Here is a 20184-nt window from a genome sequence, read left to right as displayed (position 1 = left end):
TGTCTGAGACTCTGTTGGACGATAAAAAACCCGCATAGCCATAGCTGGTGCGGGTTTGATGTGCTGTCCTGGACTTCAGTGGACACTAAAGTGGTGCCGGTGAAAGGAATCGAACCCTCGACCTTCTCATTACAAGTGAGCTGCTCTACCAACTGAGCTACACCGGCACTACCCGCCACGCATTGCACGCGGCGAGGGGACTGCATTGTATGGGAAACACGCCACCGCAGTCATGCGGCGGCGGTGTCATCCAGCGGTCACTTCACGATCGTCAGGCGCGGGCGCTTGTTGGGCTCGTCGCCGTCGGGCGTATCGTCATCGGAAGCCTGCACGGCCGTCGCGTCGGACTGCGGCACCGACGACAGGGCTGCCGAGGCGGATGCCGACGCCGCCCCCGTGTCTTCTTCCCCGGCCGCTGCCTCGGACGGCTCGTACGGCTGCACCTCGAAGCCCATGCCGGCGCCCGTCTCGCGCGCATAGATCGCGCTGACGTTCGAGACCGGCACCAGCACGTTTTCCGTGACGCCGCTGAAGCGGGCCTGGAACTCGATGAACTCGTTGCCCAGCACCAGCTTGTTCGTGGCCAGCGTGCCCACGTTCAGTGTGATCTGGCCGTCGCGCACGTGCGCCAGCGGAACCAGCGTATGCGCATCGACCTGGACGGTGAGGTACGGGGTGTAGCCGTTGTCGGTGCACCATTCGTGCAACGCCCGGATCAGGTAGGGTTTGGTCGACGTTTCGCCCATATCAGCGACGCATGACCTTTTCGGACGGGGTCAGCGCTTCGATGTAGGCCGGACGCGAGAAGATGCGCTCGGCGTACTTCTGGATGGGGGCGGCGTTCTTCGGCAGTTCGATGCCGTAGTGGTCCAGGCGCCACAGCAGCGGCGCCACGGCCACGTCCAGCATCGAGAACTCTTCGCCCAGCATGTACTTGTTCTTCAGCAGCATGGGGGCGAGCTGGGCCAGGCGGTCGCGGATGTTCTGGCGGGCGACGACCATCTTCTTGTCGTCGGGCTTGGCCGAGCGGTCTTCCAGCGCCGAGACGTGGACGAACAGCTCTTTCTCGAAGTTGTACAGGAACAGGCGGGTGCGCGCGCGCATGACCGGATCGGCCGGCATCAGTTGCGGGTGCGGGAAGCGCTCGTCGATATACTCGTTGATGATGTTCGACTCGTACAGGACCAGATCGCGCTCGACCAGGATGGGCACCTGGCCGTACGGGTTCATGACCGAGATGTCCTCGGGCTTGTTGTACAGGTCGATGTCCCGGATCTCGAAATCCATGCCCTTTTCGAAAAGCACGAAGCGGCAGCGTTGCGAAAAGGGGCACGTGGTCCCGGAGTAGAGCACCATCATGGTGGTAAGTCCTTGTATGAAAAGCGAAAGGCCAGCGGCCTAGTCTAGCGGTCGCTGGCCCGGAATTCCAGGCTTGGAGAAGGGTTTTCCCCAGTCGATCCGGCGGCGCGAGCCCCGGCGGGGCGGCGCCGAATTGTGCCAAACCGGATGTTTTAGCAGATTTAGCGTACGTGTTTCCAGTAGGACGCGTTCAAACGCCACGCGATCACGAAGAAAACGCCCAGGAAAAGCAGCACCCAGACCCCCAGTTCGCGGCGCTGCCGTTGGGCCGGTTCGGCCATCCAGGACATGAAACCGGTCAGGTCCGCCATGTCCCGGTCGTAGGCGGCCGCCTGGGCTGGGTTGAGGGACTTGAAACGGGTCTCGACGCTGGCATGGCCGTGGAAATCGGCCACGGGCTCGGCCTTGGCGGTGGCGAAGCCCTGCGCATCGTACACGGTGGTGACGCGTTCCCAGGCGTGGGCGCCGTCCTTGCCCTCGGTCTCGTGCATGGCCACGGTGGTCAGTTCGCGCGGGCCCTGGCGCTCCCACAGCACGTGTGGCATGCCCACGTTGGGGAAGACCAGGTTGTTCCAGCCGCTGGCCTTGCTGCTGTCCCGGTAGAAGGTGCGCAAGTAGGTATAGATGTAGTCGGCGCCCGTGGGGCCGGCGTTGATCGACTTGGCGCGGGCGATGACGGACAGGTCGGGCGGCGTGGTGCCGAACCAGCGCTTGGCGTCCGCCGGCGTCATGGCGATGTGCATCAGGTCGCCGACCTTATCGCCGGTGAACAGCAGGTTGGCCTTGATCTGTTCGTCGGTCAGTCCGATTTCCGTCAGCTTGTTGTAGCGCATGGAGTTCGCGCTATGGCAGTTCAGGCAGTAGTTGACGAACAGCTTGGCGCCGTTCTGCAGGGCGGCCAGGTCGTTGATGCGATCCGGCGCCTTCTCCAGGTGATAGCCGCTTTGGGCGGCGTAGGGGGCGGTGCACGTCAGCATCAACGCGACGGCACCGATCAGCTTCTTGATCATGGTCGTTTCGTCCTGTCGTGGGCTCAGTGGGCGTGGAAGGTGACGCGCGCGGGCACGGGCTTGAAGGTGCCCATGCGGCTCCACACGGGCATCAGCAGGAAGAAGCCCAGGTAGATCAGCGTGCCGGCTTGCGACATCAGGTTGAACGCGTCGCTGGGCGGCTGCGTGCCCAGGTATCCCATGATCAGGAAGTTGACGATGAACACCCCGTAGAAGCACTTGTGCCACGTGGGGCGGTAGCGGATCGACTTGACCGGCGAGTGATCCAGCCACGGCAGGAAGAACAGGATCACGACCGCGCCACCCATGGCCACCACGCCCCAGAACTTGGCGTCGATGACGCGCAGCAGGACCGCGACCACGATCAGGACGGCCGGGATCGCGACGCGCCAGAGCCCTTTCAGTCCGCCGCGCACGAACAGCGCCACGGCGGCCAGCACCGCGGCGCCCGCCAGCACCCACGTGAACTCGTCGGTGGTGGCGCGCAGCATCGAGTAGAACGGCGTGAAGTACCAGACCGGCGCGATGTGCGGCGGGGTCTTCAGCGCGTCGGCGGGGATGAAGTTGTTGAACTCGAGGAAGTACCCGCCCATCTCGGGAGCGAAGAACACGATGGCGGCGAAGATGATCAGGAAGCCCGCCACGCCCATGATGTCATGCACCGTGTAGAACGGGTGGAACGGGATGCCGTCGGCCGGGCGGCCGTACTTGTCCTTCGGCCCGTCCTTGATCTCGACGCCGTCGGGATTGTTGGAACCGACTTCGTGCAGCGCCACCAGGTGGGCCGCCACCAGGCCCACCAGCACCAGCGGAATGGCGATGACGTGGAACGAGAAGAAACGGTTGAGCGTGGCGTCGGACACCACGTAGTCGCCGCGGATCCAGATGGACAGCTCGGGCCCGATGAAGGGGATGGCCGAGAACAGGTTAACGATGACCTGCGCGCCCCAGTAGGACATCTGGCCCCAGGGCAGCAGGTAGCCGAAGAACGCTTCGCCCATCAGGCACAGGAAGATCGCCACGCCGAAGATCCAGACCAGTTCGCGCGGCTTGCGGTAGGAGCCATAGAACAGGCCGCGCAGCATGTGCAGGTAGACCACCACGAAGAACATGGAGGCGCCGGTGGAGTGCATGTAGCGCACCAGCCAGCCCCACGGCACTTCGCGCATGATGTACTCGACGGACTCGAATGCGCGTGCCGCGTCCGGCTTGTAGTGCATCACCAGGAAGATGCCGGTGAGGATCTGGATGACCAGCACCAGCAGCGCCAGCGATCCGAAGAAGTACCAGAAGTTGAAATTCTTGGGCGCGTAGTACTCGGAAAGATGCGCCTTCCAGGTGGCGGTGACCGGAAAGCGCCGGTCCATCCAACCCAGCAAACCTGTTGTCTCGACAATCTTATCGCCAGCCATGACGGCTCCTTTTTATACGTGGCGTACTGCGATGCTTTCGTTGGGGGGGACGATGGGGACGGCGCCGTGCGCTACGCCTTGTTCTCTTCGTCCACGCCAACGATGATGCGGGTGTCGCTCATGTACTGATAAGGGGGAACTTCCAGATTGTCTGGAGCTGGCTTGTTGCGATAGACGCGCCCGGCCAGGTCGAAGGTCGAACCATGGCAGGGGCAGAGGAACCCGCCTTCCCAACTGCTGGGCATGCCGGCGCCGCCGCCGGTTTCGAAGTGGGGAGTGGGCGAACAGCCGAGGTGGGTGCAGATGCCCACGCAGACGAACAGCTCGGGCTTGCGCGAGCGGGTTTCGTTCTTGGCGTATTCGGGGGTGAAACCCGGACGATCCGAATTGGGATCGGCCAGCAGGCTGTCCTGCGACGCGAGACCCTTGATCTGGTCTTCGGTGCGGCGGATGATCCACACCGGTTTGCCGCGCCATTCGACCGTGCGCATCTGGCCGGGCGCCAGATCCGCGATATCGACCTCCACCGGAGCGCCCGCCGCGCGCGCCCGCTCGGACGGAGCGAATGTGCTGACGAACGGTATGGCGACGGCGACGCCGGCGGCGCCGCCGGCCGCACAGGCGGTTGTTACCCAAAAGCGACGCGATGGGTCGGGCGGCAGCGTGGGATCCACTGCGCCGTTGTCATCGTGCACCAACGTGTCCTGACTCATTGTCTTCCCTTCCTCGTGGATGCGCCTGTTCTTCTACTTGGATCAGGCTTGCAGCAAACTTAGGTACTGGCACGTGTTACACCATAGCAACCGCATATTATATGTTTTGGGGGGTCAGTATCCAGCACAATGCGGCGGCAAGCGCTCACGCGGCAGGCACGGGCTTTGCTGGGCCAACCCGGAAGTACCATTTCCAGGCACGTCATCTCTAGGAGCAGGCATGAGTTCGTCCAAAGGGTTTTTCCACGAATTCCGCGAATTCGCCGTCAAGGGCAGTGTTGTCGACCTCGCGGTCGGCGTGATCATCGGCGCGGCGTTCAGCAAGATCGTCGACTCGATGGTGAAAGACATCATCATGCCGCTGGTGAACTTTTTGGTCGGCGGCTCCGTCGACTTCACGAACAAGTTCCTGGTGCTGTCCCAGCCGGCGGGCTATACCGGCCCGCAGACCTACGCCGACCTGACCAAGGCGGGCGCCACCGTGCTGGCGTGGGGTAATTTCCTCACCATCCTCATCAACTTCATCCTGCTGGCCTTCGTGATCTTCCTGATGGTCCGCGGCATCAACGCCGCGCGCCGCCGCCACGAAGAAGCGCCGGCCCCCGCCAAGCCCGTGCCGCCGCCCGAGGACGTCGCGCTGCTGCGCGAGATCCGCGATCTGCTCAGGAAATAAAGGCTGGTGCGGCCGGCGGCCGCGTCAGACGGGATTGTCGATATCGACGAATTCGACGCGGATGCCGAACTGCCGCGCGACGGCTTCCCCGAGGGCCTGCACGCCATAGCGTTCCGTGGCGTGGTGGCCCGCCCCGATGAAGCCGGTGCCGGTCTCGCGCGCCAGGTGCACGGTGGGTTCCGAGGCTTCGCCGGTGATGTAGACGGTAGCGCCTGCATCGACGGCGTCCGCCATCATGCCTTGCGCGCCGCCGGTGCACCACGCAATGCGGCCCAATGGCTGTTGCGCGTCGCCCACGGTCAGGGGGGCGCGGTTCAGGCGTTCGGCCACGCGGGCGGACAGCTCGCCCAGCGTGCTCAGCCCGGGCGCGCGGCCCAGCCAGATCAGGCCGTCGTGGCCACAGGTAATGGGTTGGTCGCTGGCCAGTTCGGGTTCCAGGCCCAGCACGCGCGCCAACTGGGCGTTGTTGCCCAGTTGCGGGTGGGCGTCCAGCGGCAGGTGGTAGGCGAGCAGGTTCAGGCCGTGCGCCAGCGTCAGGGCCAGGCGGGTACGGCGCGGACCGCGCACGCGAGGGTCTTCGTTCTTCCAGAACCACCCGTGGTGCACCAGCACCGCGTCGGCATTGCGTTCGATCGCGGCGCGTAACAGCGCCTCGGAGGCCGTGACGCCGGTGATAATGTGGCCTATGCATTCGCGGCCCTCGACCTGCAGGCCGTTGGGGCAGTAGTCTTTGAAGCGCGCCGCCTGCAGCGTGCCGTCCAGCCAGGCGGCCAGTTCGCGGGTCTCGATCGTAGTCGTCATGTCGTTCCTGTGGGGATCATGCGTCGCCTTTGGCTGATATTCGCCCAGGCTGTCACCGTCAGCCTGGCCATTTTATTCGTCGTCACCACGCTGCGGCCCGACTGGGTACGGCTGGGTTCGTCGCCTGCCGCGCCCTTGCCGGTCGCGCCGGTGGCCGTTTCCACCCCGCCGCCGGTGATGCCGCCGAAGGTGTCCGCGTTTTCCTATGCGGACGCGGTGGCGCGCGCCACGCCCTGGGTGGTGAATGTCTACACCGCCAAGCACATCGACGTGCCGCTGATGCCGATGCCGGACGATCCGGTGCTGCGCCAGTTCTTCGGCCAGGTGCCCGGCATGAGCCGGCGCCAGGCCGCCTCCAGCCTGGGCTCGGGCGTGATCGTCAGTTCGGGCGGCTATGTGCTGACCAACTATCACGTGGTGGAAGCGGCCGACGCCATCGAAGTGGCGCTGTCCGACGGCCGCAAGGCGGCCGCCAAGGTGGTGGGCGCGGACCCGGATACCGACCTGGCGGTGCTCAAGGTCGGCGCCAACCTGGGCGAACTGCCCGTGGCCGAGATGGCCGAGAACGTCCCGCTGCGCGTGGGCGACGTGGTGCTGGCCATCGGCAACCCCTTCGGGGTGGGCCAGACCACCACGCAGGGCATCGTGTCGGCGCTGGGGCGCAACGGCCTGGGCATCAACACCTACGAGAATTTCATCCAGACCGACGCGGCGATCAACCCGGGCAACTCGGGCGGCGCGCTGATCGACGCGCAGGGCAATCTGGTGGGCATCAACACCGCGATCTATTCCGAGACGGGCGGGTCGCTGGGCATTGGTTTTGCCATTCCCATCGAGGGCGCGCGGCGCGTGATGGACGAGATCATCCAGACCGGCGCCGTCAAGCGCGGCTGGCTGGGCGTCGAGCCGCAGGACATCACGCCTGACCTGGCAAAGGCTTTCAACCTGCCGCGTGATACGCGGGGGGTGATCATCGCGGGGGTACAGCGCAATGGGCCCGCGGGCCGCGGCGGGCTGCGCGTGGGCGACATCGTGCGCCGCATCGACGGCACGCAGGTGGCGGACACCACCACCATGCTGGCGATGATCGCCGCGCTGCCTCCGGGCGAGACTTCCACGCTGGACGTGCTGCGCGGCGGCAAGTCGGTGTCCGTGAAGGTGAAGGTGGGTACGCGGCCGACACGGCCGCGCTAAGGGGCCTGGGAAGCGCCTGGCGCGCTTTCCGGCGCCGGGCCGGGGGGTTGGCCACGCGGGGCCTGTTCCTGGGCGATCAAGCGCACCACCGCGACGATCTTCTTGCGCGCGTCCGTGGGCAGGCGCGCCATCAATACCTTGATCTCGTCGTCGTAGCCGTCCGTGGGCGGGCGCGACGTGTGCGGCGGGCCGAGACCGATGTTGCCTTCGAGCCAGGCCGGCGTGATTTCCAGGGCTTTGGCCAGGCGCTGGATGGTGATGCGCGCTGGCATGTAGCTGTCGTCGCACTTGAGAATGCGATGGATCGTGGGTTGGCCCACGCCGGAGATGCGTGCCAGCTGGGTCTGGCTTTTGATTCCGCGCCATCGCATCTGGGCGCGCAGGCGGTAGGCGAGCGACATCCATGCAATGTACGGTTGCAGGTAAGGGGCGACAAGGGTGAATAAGTCCCAGATTTACATAGGACGCGCTGGCCCGTGGCGGCGTTCTTCTTGAGGTCCTCCAGACGACGATGGCGGCCATATGGCCGCCATCGTCGTCTGAGCAAGGCAAGATCAGTTGCGTTCGCTGATCGCGTTGCTGCCGTCCTTCTCCTCGCCCTCCGATTCTCGTGGCGTGACCAGTCGGGCGCATAACAACCCCACCTCGAACAGGATGCACAGCGGCACGGCCAGCATGAACTGGCTGACCACGTCGGGCGGCGTGACCACGGCGGCGATGATGAAGGCGCCGACCACCACGTAGCCGCGCATGGTGCGCAGCTTCTTCAGTTCGACGATGCCCATCTTGACCAGCAGCACGACGGCCACCGGCACCTCGAAGGTGATGCCGAACGCCATGAACATGGTCATGACGAAGCTGAGATAGGCCTCGATGTCCGGCGCGGGCGTGATCGACTTCGGCGCGAAGGTCGCGATGAAGTGAAACACCGTGCGGAACACGAAGAAATAGCAGAACATCATCCCCAGAATGAACAGCAGCGTGCTGGAGACGATCAGCGGCAGGGCCAGCTGTTTCTCGTGGCGATACAGGCCGGGGGCGACGAAGGCCCAGGCTTGGTACAGCACGATCGGCAGCGCGATGACGAAGGCCGCCATCATCGTGACCTTTATCGGCACCATGAACGGCGTGATGACGCCCGTGGCGATCATGGTGGTGCCTTGCGGCAGCGACGCCAGCATGGGCTGGGCCAGCACGTCGTAGATGGCCGAGGCGCCGGGGTACAGGAACAGCACGATGAACACCGCGAGCACGCTACCGCCTGCGCGGATCAGCCGTGTGCGCAGCTCGACCAGATGGGAAATGAAGCTTTCCTCGGGCTGCTCTTGGTCTGCGTTGGGGGCGTGCTGGCTCACGTGGGGGTACCGGTAGGCGGTGGATTCTTGGGGGCCGGCTCGGGGGCGGGCGTCGGGGGGGGGCGGACGGCCTGGCCGTCATGCGGCGCGATGGGGGCCGGGGCAACGGGCGCCGGGACTGGCGCCGCCACGGAGGCGGCCGCTGCCGTCTGCACGGGCGTGGCAGCCGGCGTGGACCCTGGCGCGGCGGCCGTGATGACGGCTTCGGCCGCCGGCGCGGCGGCGCCAGAGGGGGACGGCGCAGGTTCGGTGGCCGGCTCGTTGGCCGGCTTGTCGGAGTCGAGCGCTTCCTTCACTTCCTGGGCGGCGCTGGAGACCGAGGCCTTGGCTTCCTGGAGGGTGGCGGCCGCGGCTTCCTTGACCTCTTGCGAGGTGGTGCCGAGGTCGGCGCGGATGCTTTGCTCGGCGCTGCGCAGCGAATTCTCGGTGTCGCGCAGCGTGTTCTGCATGTCGCTGGCGGCCGCGTCCATGTTCTCCTTGAACTTGCGCAGCTCGTCGAGTTCGATTTCGCGCTGGATGTCGGACTTGACGTCGTTGACGTAGCGCTGCGCGCGGCCCAGCAGGTGGCCGACAGTGCGCGCCACCTTGGGCAGGCGCTCGGGGCCGATCACCACCAGCGCGACCACGCCGATGATCAGCAGCTCGGTGAAGCTCACATCAAACATGCGGCAGCCGATTGAAAAAGAAAACGGGAACGGCCAGGCTCGGACGCCCGGCCGTCAGGAAGACGGGCCGCTGGGATCAGGAACGCGTCTTTTCGCGGGCGTCGACGTCGATGGTGTCATCGGCAACGCGGTTCTGGGCGACCTTCTCTTGCGCCGTGGGTTCGCTGGAGGCTTCCTTCATGCCGTCCTTGAAGCCCTTGACGGCGCCGCCCAGGTCGCCACCGATGTTGCGCAGTTTCTTCGTGCCGAAAACGAGCGCGACGATGACCAGAACGATCAACCAATGCCAGATGCTAAAGCTGCCCATGGAAGTTCTCCGTGAATTAGGCGTTGACGGCCACACGCCCGTGCCAGGGCCGCGGACCACCGATGATGTGGAAATGCAGATGGGGGACTTCCTGGCCTCCGTCCACGCCGGAATTGGCCACCAGCCGGAACCCGCCTTCTGGGCCGGGCCTGCAGCCGTTCTCAGCTGCCAGCCGGGGGGCCAATGCGACCATTTTACCCAACCAGCCGGCGTCGTCGGGGCCGGCGTCCTGCAGGGAAACCCGGTGGCGGCGCGGAATCAACAGCAAGTGCACGGGCGCCGCGGGGGAAATGTCGTGGAAGGCGACGAAATCGTCGTCTTCGTAGACACGTTTCGCCGGGATCTCGCCACGCACGATCTTGCAGAAAATACAGGTGTCGCTCATCAAGTGACCGTTCAGTCGGCCGGACGCCGCGCTTTTTCTTCCAGGCCCGAAAGGCCTTCGCGGCGGGCCAATTCGGCCAGTACGTCCTCGGGGCTCAGATTGTAGTAAGCGAGCATGACCACGCTGTGAAACCAGAGGTCGGCTGTCTCGTTAATGATACGGTCGGGCACGCCGTCCTTGGCGGCCATGACCAGTTCGGTCGCTTCTTCTCCGATCTTCTTCAGGAACGAGTCGGGCCCTTTTTTCAGCAGCTTGGCCACGTAGGACGTGGCCGGATCGCCGCCGCGGTCGGGATGGCGCGAGGCGACGGTTTCGGCCAGGCGCGCCAGGATGTCGGCGGAATTCAGGGCGTCGGTCATTTGTAGATGAGCTCGGGGTCTTTCAGGACGGGATCGACGGTGCTCCATTCGGCCTGGTCGGCCGTGCCTTCCAGGCGGCGGTAGAAGCAGCTGGCGCGGCCGGTGTGGCAGGCGATGCCGCCGTCCTGGTGGACCTTCAGCAGCACCACGTCGCCGTCGCAGTCCAGGCGCAGTTCGTGCACGTGCTGCATGTGGCCGGACTCTTCGCCCTTGCGCCACAGGCGGTTGCGCGAACGCGACCAGTACACGGCGCGTCCGGTGGCGGCGGTTTCCGCCAGGGATTCGCGATTCATCCAGGCCACCATCAGGATCTGGCCGTTGTCGGCGTCCTGGGCGATGGCGGGAATCAGGCCCTTGTCGTCGAAGACGACTTCGGACATCCACGAGGGGTCGGTGGCGATGCTCATTGTTGATCCAGTCGGACAGTGATGCCGCGTTCGGCCATGAACCGCTTGCACTCGCCCACGGTGTGCTGGCCGAAGTGGAAGATGCTGGCGGCCAGCACCGCGCTGGCGCGGCCGGTGGTGACGCCGGCGGCCAGGTGTTCGAGGTTGCCCACGCCGCCAGAGGCGATGACGGGGACCGGCACGGCGTCGGACACCGCGCGGGTGAGCGCCAGGTCGAAGCCGGACTTGGTGCCGTCGCGATCCATGCTGGTCAGCAGGATTTCGCCGGCGCCATAGGCGGCCATGCGGCGCGCCCAGGCCACGGCGTCCAGGCCGGTGGCCTTGCGGCCGCCGTGCGTGAAGACTTCCCAGCGGGGCGGTTCGCCCTCGGCGCCGGGCACCTGGCGGGCGTCGATGGCCACCACGATGCATTGCGAACCGTGGTAATCGGCCGCGGCGCGCACCAGTTCGGGGTTGGCCACGGCGGCGCTGTTGATGCTGATCTTGTCGGCGCCGGCATTGAGCAGGCGCTGCACGTCGGATACCTGGCGCACGCCGCCGCCCACCGTCAGCGGAATGAAGACCTGCGACGCGACCTGCTCGATGATGGGCAGGATCAGGTCGCGGCCGTCGCTGGTGGCGGTGATGTCCAGGAACGTCAGTTCATCGGCGCCCTGCTCGTCGTAGCGCCGGGCGATCTCGACCGGATCGCCCGCGTCCAGCAGGTTGACGAAGTTGACGCCCTTGACCACGCGTCCCGCGGTGACGTCCAGGCAAGGAATGATGCGGCGCGTCAGCGCGTTGGCGGTGCTCATTGCGTGAGTTCGTCGGCCCGGGCCTGCGCGGCCTGGAAGTCGAGCGTGCCTTCGTAGATGCTGCGGCCCAGGATGGCGCCTTCGACACCTTCGGACTCGACCGCGCACAGCGCCTCGATGTCCTGGATGCCGGCGATGCCGCCCGATGCGTACACGGGGATGCGGACGTGCTGGGCCAGGCGGACCGTGGCCTCGACGTTGACGCCCGACAGCATGCCGTCACGGCCGATGTCGGTGTAGATGATGGCTTCACAGCCGTAGTCCTCGAACTTCTTGGCCAGGTCGAGCACGTCGTGGCGGGTGAGCTTGCTCCAGCCGTCGGTGGCGATCTTGCCGTCGCGCGCATCCAGGCCGACGATGATGTTGCCCGGGAACGCGCCGCAGGCGTCGTGCAGGAAGCCGGGATTCTTGACCGCGGCGGTGCCGATGATGACGTACGAGATGCCGGCGTCGAGGTAGCGCTCGATGGTGTCGAGGTCGCGGATGCCGCCGCCGATCTGGACGGGGATTTCACCGTCGATGGCTTCGAGGATGGCCTTGATGGGCGCCTCGTTGGCAGGCTTGCCGGCGACGGCGCCGTTCAGGTCCACCAGATGCAGGCGCCGGGCACCGCTTTCGAGCCATAGTCTGGCCATGGCGGCGGGGTCTTCGGAGAACACCGTAGCATCGTCCAGGTCGCCCTGGCGGAGGCGCACGCAGCGCCCGTCTTTGAGATCGATGGCGGGGATCAGCAGCATGGTCGTGATTGTATGTGCGAGCTTGAAAAGCGGTTGAGAGGTCCTGACCGGGGCTTTGCGAGGCCGGCGTCCGGGCCGGTTCAGGGATTCCAGTCTACAAAATTGCGATACAGCCGCAAACCGTGCTCGGCGCTCTTCTCGGGGTGGAACTGCACCGCGAAAATGTTAGCGGCGGCCACGGCGCAGGTAAAGGCAAGGCCATAGTCGCTTTCGCCCACGGTCAGTGCCGGATCGGCCGGGGCCGCGTAATAGCTGTGGACGAAGTAGAAGTGCGTGTGGTCGGGAATGCCGGACCACAGGGCATGAGAGCGCGTCTGGCGGACTTGGTTCCAGCCCATGTGAGGCACTTTCAGGCGCTCTTGCATGTCGGCGGGCACGGCGCCCTCGCCTTCGCCGCAGACCGGCGCCGCGAATTGTTCGCCCGCGAAGCGGCGCACCGAGCCGGGAAACACCGACAGGCAAGGCGTGTCGCCTTCCTCGCTCAGGTCGAACAGCATCTGTTCGCCCACGCACACGCCCAGCAGGGGCTTGTTGCGCGCGGCGCGCAGTACCGCCTCGCGCAGGCCGGACTGGTTCAGCGTGCGCATGCAGTCGGGCATGGCGCCCTGGCCGGGAAAGACGACACGGTCGGCCGCGTCGATGTCGCTGGCCTGGTTGCAGATGCGGATGTCGGCGTCGGGGGCGGCGAATTTCAGGGCGCGCGCGACGGAATGGAAGTTGCCCATTCCATAGTCGACGATGGCGATAGTGCTCACGGGTTCGAGTGCGTACGTAGGTGGAAGAAGGGAGCCGCGCGGCGCGCTTACAGCACGCCCTTGGTGGACGGCACGACGCCGGCCATGCGCGGGTCGACCTCGGCGGCCATCCGCAGCGCGCGGCCGAAGGCCTTGAAGACGGTTTCGCACTGATGGTGCGCGTTGAAGCCGCGCAGGTTGTCGATGTGCAGCGTCATCAGGGCATGGTTGACCAGGCCCTGGAAGAATTCACGCGTGAGGTCGACGTCGAAGTTGCCGATGCGCGCGCGCGTGAAGTCGATGTGATATTCCAGGCCGGGACGGCCGGAGAAGTCGATGACCACGCGCGACAGGGCTTCGTCCAGCGGCACGTAGGCGTGGCCGTAGCGGCGCAGGCCCTTCTTGTCGCCGATGGCCTGGGCGATGGCCATGCCCAGCGTGATGCCGACGTCCTCGACGGTGTGGTGGTCGTCGATGTGCAGGTCGCCCTCGCACTGGATGTCCATGTCGATGAGGCCATGGCGCGCGATCTGGTCGAGCATGTGGTCCAGGAAGGGCACGCCGGTGGCGATGCTCTGCTTGCCCGTGCCGTCCAGGTCGATCGCGACGCGGATGCGGGTCTCGTTGGTATTGCGGGTGATTTCTGCGGTGCGCATGTCAGGGACTCAGGATGTCTTGCAGGGCGGCCAGCAAGGCCGCGTTCTCGTCGGGAGCGCCTACCGAGATGCGCAGGCATCCGTTGAGCAGCGGATGGGCCGACGAGAAGTTCTTTACCAGTATATTGCGCGTTTTCAGTTCGAGATGCACGGCGTTTGCGTCTTTCTTGCCGGAAAAGCGCGCAAGAAGGAAGTTTGCGGCGCTGTCGTACACCTGTACGCCGGGCAGCTCGGCCAGGGCGTTGGCCAGGGGCTGGCGGTCGGCGCGCAGGCGGGCGGCCTGCTCGTCCAGCAGCGCCTTGTGCGGCAGCACGGCGCGCAACGCGGCCTGCACCAGCACGCCCAGGTTGTAGGGCGGGCGCACCTTGTCGATCTGGGTGGTCCAGGCGGGATGGCCGGCCAGGTAACCGAAACGCAGTCCCGCAAGGCCGATCTTGGAGACCGTGCGCAGCACGACGGCGTTGGGCAGTTCGGCGGCGCGCGGCATCCAGGTGCTGCCGGCGAACGGTTGGTAGGCCTCGTCCAGCACCACCAGGCCGGGCGCGGCATCCAGGATGGCCTGCACGTCGGATGCGCGCCACAGGCCGCCGGTGGGGTTGTTGGGCAATGCCAGGAACACCACCTTGGGGCGATGTTCGGCGATGGCGGCCAGCATGGCGGGCAGATCGAGCCGCAAGTCGGCCGTCAGCGGCACGCCGACGAAACGGGCATGCGACAGGCGCGCCGCGATGTCGAAATACACGAACGAGGGCCAGGGCGACAGCACGACGTCGCCGGGTTCGCAGCACGCCTGGATGACCAGATGGATCAGTTCGTCGGAGCCATTGCCGAACAGCAGGCCGGCTGCTTCGGGCACGCCGAAGGCCTGGCGCACCTGTTGCGCCAGCGCGGACAGGTCGCCTTCGGGATAGCGGTTCAGCGGCGCGGCGGCGACGGCGGCGGCCACTTCGGCGCGCACGGCCGCGGGCAGCGCATAGGGCGACTCCATCGCGTCGAGCTTGATGAAGCCCGTGGCGTGGGGGACCGGATAGGCCTGCTGGGCGCGGATGCCGGCGCGTATCGTGTCGGCGATACGCCCGGAAACCGGATCGGAGGTCATGCCTTGTCGAGCCGGTATTGCGCGCTGGCGGCGTGCGCCTGCAGGCCTTCGCCCAGCGCGAGTTCGGCCGCGATCCTGCCCAGCGTCTGCGCGCCCTGGTGCGACACCTGGATCAGGCTGGAACGCTTCTGGAAATCGTACACGCCCAGCGGCGACGAGAAGCGCGCGGTACGGGACGTGGGCAGGACGTGGTTGGGGCCGGCGCAGTAGTCGCCCAGCGACTCGGAGCTGTAGCGGCCCATGAAGATGGCGCCGGCGTGGCGGATCCTGGCCGTCCAGACTTCGGGCTGCTCGGTGGAGATTTCCAGGTGCTCGGGCGCGATGTCGTTGGCGATGGCACAGGCTTCTTCCAGGTCGCGCACCAGGATGAGCGCGCCGCGGTTGGCCAGGCTGGCGCGCAGGATGTCCACGCGCGGCAGGGTGGGCAACAGGCGGGCGATGGCGGCCTCGACCTCTTCGATGAAGGCGGCGTCGGGGCACAGCAGGATGGACTGGGCCAACTCGTCGTGCTCGGCCTGCGAGAACAGGTCCATGGCGATCCAATCGGCGGGCGTCTTGCCGTCGCAGATGACCAGGATTTCGCTGGGGCCGGCGATCATGTCGATGCCGACCACGCCGAACACGCGGCGCTTGGCGGCAGCGACGTAGGCGTTGCCCGGGCCGACGATCTTGTCCACGGAAGGCACGGTGGCGGTGCCGTAGGCCAACGCGCCGACGGCCTGCGCGCCGCCGATGGCGAAGGCCCGGTCGACGCCGCTGATGGCGGCCGCGGCCAGCACGATGGGGTTGCGCACGCCGTCGGGCGTGGGCGTGACCATGATCACTTCGGGTACGCCGGCGACCTTGGCGGGAATGGCATTCATCAATACCGAGGAGGGATACGCCGCCTTGCCGCCGGGCACGTACAGGCCCACGCGGTCGAGGGGGGTGATCTGCTGGCCCAGCAGGGTGCCGTCGGCTTCGGTGTAGGTCCAGGTCTCGCCGCGCTGGCGCTCGTGGTAGGCGCGCACGCGGTCGGCGGCGGCTTCCAGCGCATTGCGCTGGGCCGCGGGCAGCGAGGCCAGGGCCGCTTGCCACTCGGATTTGGGGATTTCCAGGGCTTGGACCGATTCGGCCGGCACGCGGTCGAATCGATGGGTGTACTCCAGCAGCGCGGCGTCGCCGCGCGTGCGCACGTCGGCCAGGATGCCGGCGGCGGCACGGTCGATGGACTCGTCCTCGCCGGCTTCGAAGGCCAGCAGCTTGGACAGTGCGGAAGCGAACCCAGGGTCGCGGGAGTCGAGACGATTGATCAAAGCCATGGCGTCATGGTAATGCAAACAGGCCCCGGACCATCCGGGGGCTAGGTATGGATACGACTGCGGATACTGCGATTGCGGATACTGCGACTGCCGGAAATACGTAGGGTGAGGCCAGTGCCCGGCCCCCTATCCCGCGATGCACGCCTGTCGGGGCCCCTCGCCCGGCCCCGAAGGATTTCAGGCGCTGCGTGCGCAGGCCCGTTCGAAGGCGTCCAGCAACGGTTGCAGCCGCTCGCCGCGCGTCTTGAGCGAAGCCTGGTTGACGATCAGGCGCGACGAGATCGGCATGATGTCTTCCACGGCCACCAGGTCGTTGGCGCGCAGCGTGCCGCCGGTGGAGACCAGGTCGACGATGCAGTCGGCCAGGCCGACCAGCGGCGCCAGTTCCATCGAGCCATACAGCTTGATGATGTCGGCGTATACGCCCTTGCTGGCGAAGTGCTCGCGCGCCGCGCGCACGTATTTGGTCGCCACGCGCAGGCGGGCGCCCTGCCGCACGGCGGCCTGGTAATCGAAACCGTTGCGCACGGCCACGCACAGGCGGCAGCGGGCGATGTCCAGGTCGATCGGCTGGTAAAGGCGGCCGGGCTGCTGGTCGGCGTGCTCGATCAGCACGTCCCTGCCGGCGATGCCGAGGTCGGCAGCGCCATACTGCACGTACGTCGGCACGTCGGTGGCGCGCACGATGATCAGTCGCAAGCCGGGATCGCTGGTGGGCAGGATCAGCTTGCGCGAGCTTTCGGGGTTCTCGGGCACCTCGATGCCGGCTTCGGCCAGCAGCGGCAGGGTTTCCTCGAAAATGCGGCCCTTGGACAGCGCCAGGGTCAGGGGCGAGCCGGCCACGCTATTCGCCCCCTTGGCGCTGTGCGCCGTCCCCTCTTGGGGGAATTCGCCCTCGGGGCGGCCCTGCGTGCTCATTTCTGTTCCTTCCCGTCCAGGCGTTCGATCGTCGCGCCCAGGGCGCGCAGTTTGACTTCCATGCGGTCGTAGCCGCGATCCAGGTGGTAGACCCGGTCGACCACGGTGTCGCCCTCGGCGGCCAGGCCGGCGATGACCAGGCTGGCCGATGCGCGCAGGTCCGTGGCCATGACGGACGCACCCGACAGGCGCTTGACGCCGCGCACCACGGCGGTGTGGCCGTCGATGTCGATGTCCGCGCCCATGCGGGCCAGTTCCTGCACGTGCATGAAGCGGTTCTCGAAGATGTTCTCGACGATGACCGCGGTGCCTTCGGCAACCGTGTCCAGCGCCATCAGCTGCGCCTGCATGTCGGTGGCGAAACCGGGGTACTCGTGGGTGCGGAAGCCCACGGCGCGCGGGCGGCCCGTCATCTTGCCGCGGATCCAGCCGTCGCCGATTTCCAGCCGCACACCGGCCTCGGCCAGCTTGTCCAGCGTGGCGCCCATGGTGCCGGGGGCGACGTTGCGCAGCATGATGTCGCCGCCGGTGGCGCCCACCGCGCACAGGAAGGTGCCGGCCTCGATGCGGTCGGGAATGACGCTGTGCTCGGCGCCGTGCAGGCGGTCGACGCCGTCGATCACGATGCGGTCGGTGCCGTGGCCTTGGATCCGGGCGCCCATCTTGATCAGCAGCTCGGCCAGGTCGACGACCTCGGGTTCGCGCGCGGCGTTCTCGAGCACGGTGCGGCCTTCGGCCAGCACGGCGGCCATCAGCAGGTTCTCGGTGCCGGTGACGGTGACCATGTCGGTCCGGATCGAGGCGCCCTTCAGGCGCTTGGCGCGCGCCACGACGAAACCGTGCTCGATGCTGATGTCGGCGCCCAGCGCCGCCATGCCCTTGATGTGCTGGTCGACCGGACGCTGGCCTATGCCGCAACCGCCCGGCAGGCTGACGCGGGCCTCGCCGAAGCGCGCCAGCAGCGGCCCCAGCACCAGTACCGAGGCGCGCATGGTCTTGACCAGTTCATAGGGCGCTTCGACCTTGTCGACCTTGTCGGCCTGCACCACCGCGCCGCCGTTGTCGTCGCGTTCGGCGCGCACGCCCATCAGGCGCAACAGTTTCAGGGTGGTGTGGATGTCGTTCAGGCGCGGCACGTTGTGCAGTTGCACCGCGTCGGCCGTCAGCAGGCCCGCGCACAGGATCGGCAGCGCCGCGTTCTTGGCGCCGGAGATGGCGATCTCGCCGTTCAGCGGATTGCCGCCGGTGATGCGTAGCTTGTCCATCAGGCGCCTGCCTTGGCGTATTCGCCGGGGGTAAGGGTGCGCATCGACAGCGCGTGGATCTCGGCCTTCATGCGGTCGCCCAGCGCCGCATAGACCAGTTGGTGGCGCGCGATCAGGCGCTTGCCTTCGAAGGACGCGCTGACGATCACCGCATCGAAATGCTGGCCGTCGCCCTGCACGTCGAGATGCTCACAGGGCAGGCCCTGGGCGATGTAGTCGCGCACCTGTTGCGGGGTGGGAAGCATGCGATCAATTCCTGAGTTTGTAGCCGCTGGCCAACAGGCGCAGCGCGTACAGCGACAGCGCCGCGAACACCGCCGCCACGACCGCCAGGCTGTGCCAGGGCGAGACGTCGGAGACGGAGAAGAAGCCGTAGCGGAAGCCGTCGATGGTGTAGAAGATGGGATTCCAGTGCGACACGGCCTGCCAGAAAGGCGGCAGCGTATGGATGGAGTAGAACACGCCGGAAAGGAAGGTGGCCGGCATGATCAGGAAGTTCTGGAAGGCGGCCAACTGGTCGAATTTCTCGGACCACAGGCCCGCCACCAGGCCCAGCACGCCCATGATGCCGCAGGCCATCACCGCGAACGCCAATACCCACAACGGGTGTGCCGGCACCAGGCGCACGAAGCACAGCGCCACCAGCCACACGCACAGGCCGACCGCCAGGCCGCGCGCCACGGCGGCCAGCATGTAGGCCGCGAAGATCTCGCGGTGCGACAGCGGCGGCAGCAGCACGAACACCAGGTTGCCGGTGATGCGGCTCTGGATGAGCGACGAGGACGGGTTGGCGAAGGCGTTCTGGAGCATGCTCATCATCATCAGCCCGGGGATGAGGAAGGCCGTGTACGGCACGGTGCCGTAGACCACCACGCGGTCTTCGAGCACGTGGGCGAACACCAGCAGGTACAGCAGCGCGGTGATGACGGGCGCCAGGATGGTCTGGAAGCTGACCTTCCAGAAACGCAGCAATTCCTTGCGCAGCAGGGTCGGGAAGCCCGAGCCGGCGTCCAGCTTGGGCTGGACCAGGGGTTGGGACGGAACGGTCACGTCGTGAGTCCTTCGGTTTTCAGGGCCGTGACCGGATCGTCCTGGTGCATGATGCGCACGAACGCGTCTTCCAGGTCGACCCCGCCCACGCGGGCCAGCAGGGCCTGCGTGGTGTCCAGGGCGACGATGCGGCCGCCCTTGAGCATGGCGATGCGGTTGCACAGCGCCTCGGCTTCTTCGAGGTAGTGCGTGGTCAGCATGATGGTGTGGCCGGCGCGGTTCAGGCGCGAGATGAACTCCCACAGCGTGCGGCGCAGGTCGACGTCGACCCCGGCGGTGGGCTCGTCCAGCACGATGACCGGAGGACGGTGCACCAGGGCCTGCGCCACCAGCACGCGCCGCTTCATGCCGCCGGACAGGGCGCGCATGTTGGTGTCGGCCTTGTCCGCCAGGCCCAGGTTATGCAGGATTTCGTCGATCCAGTCGTCATTGCGGCGCAGGCCGAAATAGCCGGACTGGATGCGCAGCGTTTCACGCACGGTGAAAAAGGGGTCGTATACCAATTCCTGCGGCACCACGCCCAGCGAGCGGCGCGCCGACTTGTAGTCGGCGATGACGTCGTAGCCGCAGACGCTGGCCTTGCCTTGCGTGGCATGCGCCAGGCCGGCCAGGATGGAGATCATGGTGGTCTTGCCCGCGCCGTTGGGGCCGAGCAGGCCGAAGAACTCGCCGTGCCCGACCTGCAGGCTGACGTCGTTCAGGGCTTGGAAGTCCTTGCCCGCGGGGGGGCGGCCCAGCAGTTTTTTCCACCCGGGCTGGCGCGCGGCGTAGATCTTGGAGACGTGTTCGAGGCTGACGGCGGACATAAGGCGGGAGGTGGCCCGGAGAGGGCGGCCTGCCAGAGGGCAGGCCGAACGGGCCGACCATTATATAAGGCGTCGCAAGGCAAGGCCCCCACGCTGCACCTTCGGCTTGCTGCCCCCCGAGGGGGCGCTTTTTGCCTTGGGGCGGCAGGCCCTTACGCCACCGCCGTCGCGCCCGTGCGCGAGT

The 20184-nt window shown here is 66.6% G+C and carries 26 protein-coding genes and 1 tRNA gene; 2 read left to right on the top strand and 25 right to left on the bottom strand.

The annotated features are described in order from the left end of the window. Positions 1-91 precede the first annotated feature (91 nt). From A6745_RS04700 to petA, 6 genes are all read right to left on the bottom strand, one after another. Positions 92-167 (bottom strand) — tRNA-Thr (locus A6745_RS04700). 90 nt (positions 168-257) lie between these two features. Beyond that, positions 258-746: a ClpXP protease specificity-enhancing factor gene (locus tag A6745_RS04695; RefSeq protein WP_066124310.1), complete on the bottom strand. Its 489-nt coding sequence runs from the start codon at positions 744-746 to the stop codon at positions 258-260. Between the two features lies 1 nt (position 747). After that, complete coding sequence (locus A6745_RS04690; protein ID WP_066124305.1) at positions 748-1359, bottom strand: glutathione S-transferase N-terminal domain-containing protein; 612 nt, start codon at positions 1357-1359, stop codon at positions 748-750. Between the two features lie 161 nt (positions 1360-1520). Then, the gene (locus A6745_RS04685; RefSeq protein ID WP_066124302.1) at positions 1521-2369 is read right to left on the bottom strand and encodes a cytochrome c1; all 849 of its coding nucleotides are present in this window, start codon (positions 2367-2369) and stop codon (positions 1521-1523) included. Between the two features lie 23 nt (positions 2370-2392). Further along, positions 2393-3781 (bottom strand): cytochrome b, encoded by a 1389-nt coding sequence (locus A6745_RS04680; RefSeq protein ID WP_066124300.1) that lies wholly within the window; start codon positions 3779-3781, stop codon positions 2393-2395. Positions 3782-3852: 71 nt separating this feature from the next. Continuing rightward, entirely contained in the window at positions 3853-4494 is a 642-nt protein-coding gene (petA, locus tag A6745_RS04675) for a ubiquinol-cytochrome c reductase iron-sulfur subunit (RefSeq protein WP_066124298.1), read from the bottom strand. A 220-nt stretch (positions 4495-4714) separates the two neighbouring features. On the opposite strand from petA, the gene mscL reads away from it, so the two are divergent. Next, a complete protein-coding gene (gene mscL / locus A6745_RS04670; RefSeq protein WP_066124294.1) occupies positions 4715-5167 on the top strand; it encodes a large conductance mechanosensitive channel protein MscL in 453 nt (150 codons plus the stop codon). Between the two features lie 24 nt (positions 5168-5191). Here mscL and A6745_RS04665 read toward each other — a convergent pair whose 3' ends face one another. Beyond that, positions 5192-5968: a Nif3-like dinuclear metal center hexameric protein gene (locus A6745_RS04665; protein WP_066124291.1), complete on the bottom strand. Its 777-nt coding sequence runs from the start codon at positions 5966-5968 to the stop codon at positions 5192-5194. 18 nt (positions 5969-5986) lie between these two features. Here A6745_RS04665 and A6745_RS04660 point away from each other — a divergent pair, with 18 nt between their 5' ends. After that, a complete protein-coding gene (locus A6745_RS04660; protein ID WP_066124287.1) occupies positions 5987-7162 on the top strand; it encodes a trypsin-like peptidase domain-containing protein in 1176 nt (391 codons plus the stop codon). On the opposite strand, the gene A6745_RS04655 is transcribed toward A6745_RS04660, so the two are convergent. The 18 genes from A6745_RS04655 to A6745_RS04570 all read right to left on the bottom strand — a co-directional run bounded on the left by A6745_RS04655 (position 7159) and on the right by A6745_RS04570 (position 20000). Then, complete coding sequence (locus A6745_RS04655) at positions 7159-7563, bottom strand: helix-turn-helix domain-containing protein (RefSeq protein ID WP_066124285.1); 405 nt, start codon at positions 7561-7563, stop codon at positions 7159-7161. The genes A6745_RS04660 and A6745_RS04655 overlap by 4 nt on opposite strands. A 153-nt stretch (positions 7564-7716) precedes the next feature. Then, entirely contained in the window at positions 7717-8517 is an 801-nt protein-coding gene (gene tatC, locus A6745_RS04650; RefSeq protein WP_066124284.1) for a twin-arginine translocase subunit TatC, read from the bottom strand. Beyond that, a complete protein-coding gene (tatB, locus tag A6745_RS27635; protein ID WP_082852890.1) occupies positions 8514-9182 on the bottom strand; it encodes a Sec-independent protein translocase protein TatB in 669 nt (222 codons plus the stop codon). Before tatB ends, tatC begins: the two co-directional genes overlap by 4 nt. 76 nt (positions 9183-9258) lie before the next feature. Continuing rightward, positions 9259-9489: a Sec-independent protein translocase subunit TatA gene (gene tatA / locus A6745_RS04640; protein ID WP_066124282.1), complete on the bottom strand. Its 231-nt coding sequence runs from the start codon at positions 9487-9489 to the stop codon at positions 9259-9261. 16 nt (positions 9490-9505) lie between these two features. Then, positions 9506-9874 carry a histidine triad nucleotide-binding protein gene (locus tag A6745_RS04635; protein WP_066124280.1) on the bottom strand — a complete coding sequence of 123 codons (369 nt, stop codon included), beginning with the start codon at positions 9872-9874 and terminating at the stop codon, positions 9506-9508. An 11-nt stretch (positions 9875-9885) separates the two neighbouring features. Further along, entirely contained in the window at positions 9886-10233 is a 348-nt protein-coding gene (locus tag A6745_RS04630) for a phosphoribosyl-ATP diphosphatase (protein ID WP_066124278.1), read from the bottom strand. Continuing rightward, positions 10230-10634 (bottom strand): phosphoribosyl-AMP cyclohydrolase, encoded by a 405-nt coding sequence (gene hisI / locus A6745_RS04625; RefSeq protein ID WP_066125750.1) that lies wholly within the window; start codon positions 10632-10634, stop codon positions 10230-10232. Before hisI ends, A6745_RS04630 begins: the two co-directional genes overlap by 4 nt. A 2-nt stretch (positions 10635-10636) precedes the next feature. Then, positions 10637-11434, bottom strand: a complete 798-nt coding sequence (gene hisF, locus A6745_RS04620) for an imidazole glycerol phosphate synthase subunit HisF (protein WP_066124276.1) — start codon at positions 11432-11434, stop codon at positions 10637-10639. Further along, positions 11431-12171, bottom strand: a complete 741-nt coding sequence (hisA, locus tag A6745_RS04615; protein WP_066124275.1) for a 1-(5-phosphoribosyl)-5-[(5-phosphoribosylamino)methylideneamino]imidazole-4-carboxamide isomerase — start codon at positions 12169-12171, stop codon at positions 11431-11433. Before hisA ends, hisF begins: the two co-directional genes overlap by 4 nt. An 80-nt stretch (positions 12172-12251) precedes the next feature. Next, positions 12252-12926: an imidazole glycerol phosphate synthase subunit HisH gene (hisH, locus tag A6745_RS04610; RefSeq protein ID WP_066124273.1), complete on the bottom strand. Its 675-nt coding sequence runs from the start codon at positions 12924-12926 to the stop codon at positions 12252-12254. A 47-nt stretch (positions 12927-12973) separates the two neighbouring features. Next, positions 12974-13561, bottom strand: a complete 588-nt coding sequence (gene hisB, locus A6745_RS04605; protein ID WP_066124271.1) for an imidazoleglycerol-phosphate dehydratase HisB — start codon at positions 13559-13561, stop codon at positions 12974-12976. A 1-nt stretch (position 13562) separates the two neighbouring features. Further along, positions 13563-14660 carry a histidinol-phosphate transaminase gene (gene hisC, locus A6745_RS04600; protein WP_066124269.1) on the bottom strand — a complete coding sequence of 366 codons (1098 nt, stop codon included), beginning with the start codon at positions 14658-14660 and terminating at the stop codon, positions 13563-13565. Continuing rightward, on the bottom strand, positions 14657-15961 hold the full coding sequence (gene hisD / locus A6745_RS04595) for a histidinol dehydrogenase (RefSeq protein WP_066124268.1): 1305 nt from the start codon (positions 15959-15961) through the stop codon (positions 14657-14659). Before hisD ends, hisC begins: the two co-directional genes overlap by 4 nt. 177 nt (positions 15962-16138) lie before the next feature. Next, a complete protein-coding gene (gene hisG / locus A6745_RS04590; RefSeq protein ID WP_231885938.1) occupies positions 16139-16789 on the bottom strand; it encodes an ATP phosphoribosyltransferase in 651 nt (216 codons plus the stop codon). An 86-nt stretch (positions 16790-16875) separates the two neighbouring features. Then, entirely contained in the window at positions 16876-18144 is a 1269-nt protein-coding gene (gene murA / locus A6745_RS04585; protein ID WP_066124262.1) for a UDP-N-acetylglucosamine 1-carboxyvinyltransferase, read from the bottom strand. Further along, a complete protein-coding gene (locus A6745_RS04580) occupies positions 18144-18389 on the bottom strand; it encodes a BolA family protein (RefSeq protein ID WP_066124259.1) in 246 nt (81 codons plus the stop codon). Before A6745_RS04580 ends, murA begins: the two co-directional genes overlap by 1 nt. Positions 18390-18393: 4 nt before the next feature. Continuing rightward, positions 18394-19194 carry an ABC transporter permease gene (locus A6745_RS04575; protein WP_066124257.1) on the bottom strand — a complete coding sequence of 267 codons (801 nt, stop codon included), beginning with the start codon at positions 19192-19194 and terminating at the stop codon, positions 18394-18396. Further along, complete coding sequence (locus A6745_RS04570) at positions 19191-20000, bottom strand: ABC transporter ATP-binding protein (RefSeq protein WP_066124256.1); 810 nt, start codon at positions 19998-20000, stop codon at positions 19191-19193. Before A6745_RS04570 ends, A6745_RS04575 begins: the two co-directional genes overlap by 4 nt. Between the last annotated feature and the right edge of the window lie 184 nt (positions 20001-20184).

The organism is Bordetella ansorpii (assembly GCF_900078705.1).
Lineage (GTDB): Bacteria > Pseudomonadota > Gammaproteobacteria > Burkholderiales > Burkholderiaceae_B > Bordetella > Bordetella ansorpii_A.
This window is presented reverse-complemented; position numbering and strand designations above follow the sequence as displayed.

Excerpts from the sequence above, each read along its gene's own strand:
- A6745_RS04695 (WP_066124310.1), bottom strand. The coding sequence starts at position 746 with ATGGGCGAAACGTCGACCAAACCCTACCTGATCCGGGCGTTGCACGAA.
- A6745_RS04690 (WP_066124305.1), bottom strand. The coding sequence starts at position 1,359 with ATGATGGTGCTCTACTCCGGGACCACGTGCCCCTTTTCGCAACGCTGC.
- A6745_RS04685 (WP_066124302.1), bottom strand. The coding sequence starts at position 2,369 with ATGATCAAGAAGCTGATCGGTGCCGTCGCGTTGATGCTGACGTGCACC.
- A6745_RS04680 (WP_066124300.1), bottom strand. The coding sequence starts at position 3,781 with ATGGCTGGCGATAAGATTGTCGAGACAACAGGTTTGCTGGGTTGGATG.
- petA (WP_066124298.1), bottom strand. The coding sequence starts at position 4,494 with ATGAGTCAGGACACGTTGGTGCACGATGACAACGGCGCAGTGGATCCC.
- mscL (WP_066124294.1), top strand. The coding sequence starts at position 4,715 with ATGAGTTCGTCCAAAGGGTTTTTCCACGAATTCCGCGAATTCGCCGTC.
- A6745_RS04665 (WP_066124291.1), bottom strand. The coding sequence starts at position 5,968 with ATGACGACTACGATCGAGACCCGCGAACTGGCCGCCTGGCTGGACGGC.
- A6745_RS04660 (WP_066124287.1), top strand. The coding sequence starts at position 5,987 with ATGCGTCGCCTTTGGCTGATATTCGCCCAGGCTGTCACCGTCAGCCTG.
- A6745_RS04655 (WP_066124285.1), bottom strand. The coding sequence starts at position 7,563 with ATGTCGCTCGCCTACCGCCTGCGCGCCCAGATGCGATGGCGCGGAATC.
- tatB (WP_082852890.1), bottom strand. The coding sequence starts at position 9,182 with ATGTTTGATGTGAGCTTCACCGAGCTGCTGATCATCGGCGTGGTCGCG.
- tatA (WP_066124282.1), bottom strand. The coding sequence starts at position 9,489 with ATGGGCAGCTTTAGCATCTGGCATTGGTTGATCGTTCTGGTCATCGTC.
- A6745_RS04635 (WP_066124280.1), bottom strand. The coding sequence starts at position 9,874 with ATGAGCGACACCTGTATTTTCTGCAAGATCGTGCGTGGCGAGATCCCG.
- A6745_RS04630 (WP_066124278.1), bottom strand. The coding sequence starts at position 10,233 with ATGACCGACGCCCTGAATTCCGCCGACATCCTGGCGCGCCTGGCCGAA.
- hisF (WP_066124276.1), bottom strand. The coding sequence starts at position 11,434 with ATGAGCACCGCCAACGCGCTGACGCGCCGCATCATTCCTTGCCTGGAC.
- hisA (WP_066124275.1), bottom strand. The coding sequence starts at position 12,171 with ATGCTGCTGATCCCCGCCATCGATCTCAAAGACGGGCGCTGCGTGCGC.
- hisB (WP_066124271.1), bottom strand. The coding sequence starts at position 13,561 with ATGCGCACCGCAGAAATCACCCGCAATACCAACGAGACCCGCATCCGC.
- hisC (WP_066124269.1), bottom strand. The coding sequence starts at position 14,660 with ATGACCTCCGATCCGGTTTCCGGGCGTATCGCCGACACGATACGCGCC.
- hisD (WP_066124268.1), bottom strand. The coding sequence starts at position 15,961 with ATGGCTTTGATCAATCGTCTCGACTCCCGCGACCCTGGGTTCGCTTCC.
- murA (WP_066124262.1), bottom strand. The coding sequence starts at position 18,144 with ATGGACAAGCTACGCATCACCGGCGGCAATCCGCTGAACGGCGAGATC.
- A6745_RS04580 (WP_066124259.1), bottom strand. The coding sequence starts at position 18,389 with ATGCTTCCCACCCCGCAACAGGTGCGCGACTACATCGCCCAGGGCCTG.
- A6745_RS04570 (WP_066124256.1), bottom strand. The coding sequence starts at position 20,000 with ATGTCCGCCGTCAGCCTCGAACACGTCTCCAAGATCTACGCCGCGCGC.